The sequence below is a fragment of the uncultured Sphingomonas sp. genome, from assembly GCF_964235535.1.
In the GTDB taxonomy this organism is placed as follows: domain Bacteria; phylum Pseudomonadota; class Alphaproteobacteria; order Sphingomonadales; family Sphingomonadaceae; genus Sphingomonas.
The window spans coordinates 1-5,524 of sequence record NZ_CAXSBH010000086.1; the positions used below are offsets into that span (position 1 = coordinate 1).

6 protein-coding genes are annotated in these 5,524 nt (G+C 67.2%); all 6 read left to right on the forward strand.

Translation table 11 applies throughout. The annotated features are described in order from the left end of the window. Positions 1-99: 99 nt before the first annotated feature. Entirely contained in the window at positions 100-387 is a 288-nt protein-coding gene (locus ACFE7F_RS15325; RefSeq protein WP_375404716.1) for a hypothetical protein, read from the forward strand. Positions 388-592: 205 nt separating this feature from the next. Next, entirely contained in the window at positions 593-1,012 is a 420-nt protein-coding gene (mce, locus tag ACFE7F_RS15330; protein ID WP_375404717.1) for a methylmalonyl-CoA epimerase, read from the forward strand. A 26-nt stretch (positions 1,013-1,038) separates the two neighbouring features. Further along, positions 1,039-1,821, forward strand: a complete 783-nt coding sequence (locus tag ACFE7F_RS15335) for an enoyl-CoA hydratase-related protein (protein ID WP_375404718.1) — start codon at positions 1,039-1,041, stop codon at positions 1,819-1,821. 46 nt (positions 1,822-1,867) lie between these two features. Then, entirely contained in the window at positions 1,868-4,093 is a 2,226-nt protein-coding gene (gene scpA, locus ACFE7F_RS15340; RefSeq protein WP_375404719.1) for a methylmalonyl-CoA mutase, read from the forward strand. 113 nt (positions 4,094-4,206) lie between these two features. Beyond that, entirely contained in the window at positions 4,207-5,193 is a 987-nt protein-coding gene (bioB, locus tag ACFE7F_RS15345; protein ID WP_375404720.1) for a biotin synthase BioB, read from the forward strand. A 211-nt stretch (positions 5,194-5,404) separates the two neighbouring features. Then, positions 5,405-5,524 (forward strand): biotin carboxylase N-terminal domain-containing protein (locus ACFE7F_RS15350; protein WP_375404721.1); only part of this gene is annotated, 120 nt, incomplete at its 3' end.

Genomic DNA, 5,524 nt, shown 5'->3' on the forward strand with positions numbered 1-5,524 from the left:
CAGGGGCAAGCAGCTGGAAAACCCATGGAAGAAGCACGACAATATCCCGTTGTGATGTTCACGCCTACACATTATAAGGTGATGTGAAGGAGCGATCCGATGCAGACCGAACGCGTCACCTTTCTGACCACCCCCGATCACAAGGCGGCACTCGACGCTTTTGCCCGAGAGAGCGGCATGTCGGTCGGCCATGTCGTCCGCGAAGCGACGACGCGGTATGTGGCGGAACGTGAACTGAACGAGGAGGAGCGTTTCCGGCTGCTGATCCATGAGCTGGATGAGGCGCTTCCGGCGATGCACGACGCGCTTGATCGTGCGATCGAGGGGCAACAACGGCTTCGCATCGACATCGATGAGAAGCTGCGTGGCGCCGGGTTGCTCGCATGAGCTGGCTTGGCGATGCCATGAAGACGATTGAGTCTGTTGTTCTATTACGTAGCAAAGTCGAGCAGTTGAACGTGGAGCTTTCCGCCACGAACAGGAAGGTCGATCAGGTAGTCGGAACGATTGTTCAAATGAATGGGAGGCTCATTCGGTTGGAAACGATCGAGGAAGTGAGGACTGGCATCCGGCCGCCCTTCCAAATCGAAGGATGAACCTCGGCCGCCTCAACCATGTCGGCGTCGCGACGCCTTCGATCGAGCAGTCGGTCGCGACCTACCGCGCGCTGCTCGGCGCCGATGCGATCGGAGAGCCGTTCGATCTGCCCGCGCAGGGGGTGCGGGTATGCTTCGTCGATGCGCCGAACACGCAGGTCGAGCTGATCGAGCCGTTGGACGACAAGTCGCCGATCGCAGGGTTCATCGCCAAGAACCCGGCCGGGGGGCAGCATCATCTGTGCTTCGAGGTGCCCGACATCGGCGAGGCGGTTGCCGAGCTGAAGGCCAAGGGTGCGACCATCCTGGGTGAGCCGCGCATCGGCGCGCATGGGACGCCGATCGTGTTCGTCCACCCACGCGATTTCGGGGGCGTGCTCGTCGAGCTGATGGAGATGCCCAGGAGCGATCACTGAGGGCGCGGCGCGCAGGGTAGGAGATGATGGTGGCCGAGTACGAGACGATCCTGACCGAGCGGCGCGGCGAGGTGCTGGTAGCGACGCTGAACCGGCCCGAGCGGTTGAATGCGGCGGGCCTGGAGATGGCGGACGAGCTGAACGACGCGCTCGACCGATTGGAGGGGGCGCGGGCGGTGTTGCTGACGGGGGCGGGGCGAGCTTTTTGTTCGGGCGCGGATCTGCAGGCCCGAACCGATCGCGGCATGGGGCAGGGATCTCACGCGGCGCTCACGCGGCATTATAATCCGTTGATGATGAAGCTGGCGGAGCTGGATGTGCCGATCGTGTCGGCGGTGAACGGGCCGGCGGCGGGGATCGGCTGCTCGATGGCATTCGCGGCCGATTTCGTGATGGCGGCGCGGTCGGCGTACTTTCTTCAGGCGTTCGTCAATATCGGGCTGGTGCCCGACGGCGGCGCGTCGTGGATGCTGACGCGGCTGGTGGGCAAGGCGCGAGCGACCGAGATGATGATGCTGGGCGAGAAGATCGGCGCGGAAAAGGCGGAAGGCTGGGGCATGATCCACGCCTGCGTCGATGACGAGGCCTTGATGCCCCGCGCGCTCGCGCTGGCCGAGCGGCTGGCGGCGGGGCCGACGGTGGCGCTGGGCGTGATGCGGCGGAACATCGCGGCGGCGATGGACGGGACCTATGCCGAGGCGTTGCAGCGCGAGGCGGCGGGGCAGCGTGTCGCGGGCGGCACCAGCGATGCGGCGGAGGGAGGCGCGGCGTTTCTCCAGAAGCGAAGGCCCGCGTTCAAGGGCGCTTGAGCCTGCCGGGGTTGAAGCGGGGCCCGGGTGGCGTAGAGATGGGGGCATGACCGACCGCACCACCGTCGACGCTTCGCTCGCCGCGCCGGGCGAGGACCCGGGCGTCCCGCCTGCGCCGCGCGACCTGCCGGAGCCGACCACCAACCCTACGCTCGCCGATTGGGAGGCGCTGGCGGCCAGGGAGGTGCGTGGCGCGGACCTTCTCTGGGCCACGCCGGAGGGAATTGCGGTCAAGCCGCTCTACACGGCGGCCGACGTAACGCAGGATCCGGGGTTGCCGGGTTTCGCGCCGTTCACGCGCGGGGTGCGGGCGTCGATGTATGCGGGGCGGCCGTGGACGGTTCGGCAGTATGCGGGTTTCTCGACGGCTGAGGCGTCCAACGCGTTCTACCGGCGCAACCTGGCGGCGGGTCAGAAGGGGTTGTCGGTCGCGTTCGACCTGGCGACCCACCGCGGCTACGACAGCGACCATCCCCGCGTGGTGGGCGATGTCGGCAAGGCCGGGGTCGCGATCGACACGGTCGAGGACATGAAGATCCTGTTCGACGGCATTCCGCTGGACAAGATGAGCGTGTCGATGACGATGAACGGCGCGGTGATCCCGGTGCTGGCGTTCTTCATCGTCGCGGGCGAGGAGCAGGGCGTGCCCCGCGCGGCGCTCGACGGCACGATCCAGAACGACATCCTGAAGGAGTTCATGGTCCGCAACACCTACATCTACCCGCCGGGGCCGTCGATGCGGATCATCTCGGACATCTTCGGCTATACCAGCCGCGAGATGCCCAAGTTCAACTCGATCTCGATCTCGGGCTACCACATGCAGGAGGCCGGGGCGACGCAGCTTCACGAGCTGGCGTTCACGATCGCCGACGGGCGCGAGTATGTGAAGTACGGCGTGGCGAGCGGGCTCGACATCGACAAGTTCGCGGGGCGGCTGTCGTTCTTCTTTGCGATCGGCATGAACTTCTTCATGGAGATCGCCAAGCTGCGCGCGGCGCGGGTGCTGTGGCACCGGGTCATGACCGAGCTGGGCGCGAAGGACGAGCGGTCCAAGATGCTGCGCACCCATTGCCAGACGTCGGGCGTCTCGCTGACCGAGCAGGATCCTTACAACAACGTGATGCGTACCACGATCGAGGCGATGGCGGCGATGCTCGGCGGCACGCAGTCGCTCCACACCAACGCACTCGACGAGGCGATCGCGCTTCCGACCGACTTCTCCGCCCGGATCGCGCGCAACACGCAGATCGTGTTGCAGGAGGAGACGGGGATGACGCGCGTCGTCGATCCGCTCGGCGGTTCCTATTACGTCGAAAGCCTCACGCAGCAGCTGGTGGACGGCGCATGGGCGCTGATCGAGCGGATCGAGCATGAGGGCGGGATGGCCAAGGCGGTCGCGGCGGGCTGGCCCAAGGCGATGATCGAGGAGGCCGCCGCCGCGCGCCAGGCGCGCGTCGACCGGGGGGAGGACGTGATCGTCGGGGTCAACAAATACAAGCTGGAGACGCAGGACGCGATCGACATCCTGGACGTCGACAACGTCGCGGTGCGCGAGGCGCAGATGGCGCGGATCGCGCGGGTCAAGGCCGCGCGCGACGAGCCCGCCTGCCGGGCCGCGCTGGACGCCTTGCGCGAGGGTGCGCGGGGAACGGGCAACCTGCTCGAGCTCGCGGTCACCGCGGCGCGGGCGCGGGCGACCTTGGGCGAGATCAGTCGGGCGATGGAGGACGTGTTCGGGCGTTACGGCACGCAACCGACGCCGGTGAAGGGCGTGTATGGCGGCGCGTATGGCGGCGACCCGAAATGGGCGCGGCTGGAGGAGGGCGTGGCCTCGACCGAGCGGCGGCTGGGGCGCAAACCCCGGATGCTCGTCGCCAAGATGGGGCAGGACGGGCACGACCGGGGCGCAAATCTGGTCTCGTCGATGTTCGGCGATCTGGGGTTCGAGATCGTCCCCGGCCCGCTGTTCCAGACGCCGGCCGAGGCGGCGGCGCTGGCGGTCGAGCGCGACGTCGACGTGGTCGGCGCGTCGAGCCTGGCGGCGGGGCACAAGACGCTGATCCCCGAACTAATCGCGGGATTGCGCGAGGCGGGGCGGGCGGACATCAAGGTGATCGCGGGCGGGGTGATCCCCGCGCAGGATTACCAGCTGCTCCGCGACATGGGCGTGCAGGCGATCTTCGGACCGGGCACCAATCTGGTCGAGGCGGCGGCCGAGGTGCTCCGGTTGCTGGGGCATAATATGGGACCGGTGGAGGAAGCGGCGGAATGAGCGATACCCTATCCCGTCACCCCGGACTTGTTCCGGGGCCCATGGTCGAGCACGACCGGGCCGATGCGGGGAGCGGACAACGATGGACCCCGGAACAAGTCCGGGGTGACGAAGTGAGGGTCGACTGGACCCGCGCGGAGATCGCCGAGCTGTTCGACCTGCCCTTCACCGAGCTGCTGTTCCGCGCCGCGACCGTCCACCGCGTGCATCATGCGCCGGGCGAGGTGCAGCTCTGTACGCTGCTGTCGATCAAGACGGGCGGGTGCCCGGAGGATTGCGGGTACTGCTCGCAGTCCGCCTACGCCGACACCGACGTGGGCGCGAGCAAGCTGATGGACGTGGACGCCGTCCTCGCCAGCGCGGCGGAGGCCAAGGCCGCGGGGTCGCAGCGTTTCTGCATGGGCGCGGCGTGGCGCAACCCCAAGGACCGCGACATGGACGCGGTGGTCGCGATGGTGGCGGGCGTGCGCGCCATGGGGCTGGAGACGTGCATGACGCTGGGCATGCTGACCCCGGCCCAGGCGGAACGGCTGGCCGGGGCGGGGCTCGATTACTACAACCACAATATCGACACCTCGCCGGAGAAGTATGGCGAGGTGATCACGACGCGGACGTTCCAGGACCGGCTCGACACGCTGGGCCATGTCCGGGACGCCGGGATCGCGGTGTGCTGCGGCGGGATCGTAGGCATGGGAGAGACGCGGTCCGACCGGGTCGGCTTCGTCCACGCGCTCGCCACGCTGCCGCGCCATCCCGAAAGCGTGCCGGTCAACGCGCTGGTGCCCGTCCCCGGCACGCCGCTGGGCGACATGCTGGCGGGCACGCCCATGGCCAAGATCGACGACATCGAGTTCGTCCGCACCGTCGCGGTCGCGCGCGTGACGATGCCGCTGAGCATGGTCCGGCTGTCGGCGGGGCGCGAGTCGATGTCCGACGCGACCCAGGCCTTGTGCTTCCTGGCGGGCGCGAACTCGATCTTCACGGGCGACAAGCTGTTGACGGCGGGCAATGCGGGCGGCGGCGCGGACGCGGCGCTGTTCGCCAAGCTGGGGCTGACGCAGATGGCCGGCGCGGAGCCGATGCGGGTGGCGGCGGAGTGAGCGGGCTGCAGTACCTTGCAGTAAGGCTGGCGGTAGGCTTCTGCTTACTAATCCTCCTCACATCAGGTGCGACGTTCCTTCTGACTACTTTGGCAGGGGCTGGCTATACCTCAATCATCCTATTTGCAGTCGTCATCGTAATCTTCATCGTCGGATTTTTTATTCTGACTAGCCGTTTTAGTAAGCTGATCAGCCAACGTCGGAGCGACTAGTGTTCAAGAAAATCCTGGTCGCCAATCGCGGCGAGATCGCGTGCCGGGTCATGCGGACCGCCAAGCGGATGGGGATCGCGACCGTCGCGGTTTATTCGGATGCCGATGCGCGATCCCCG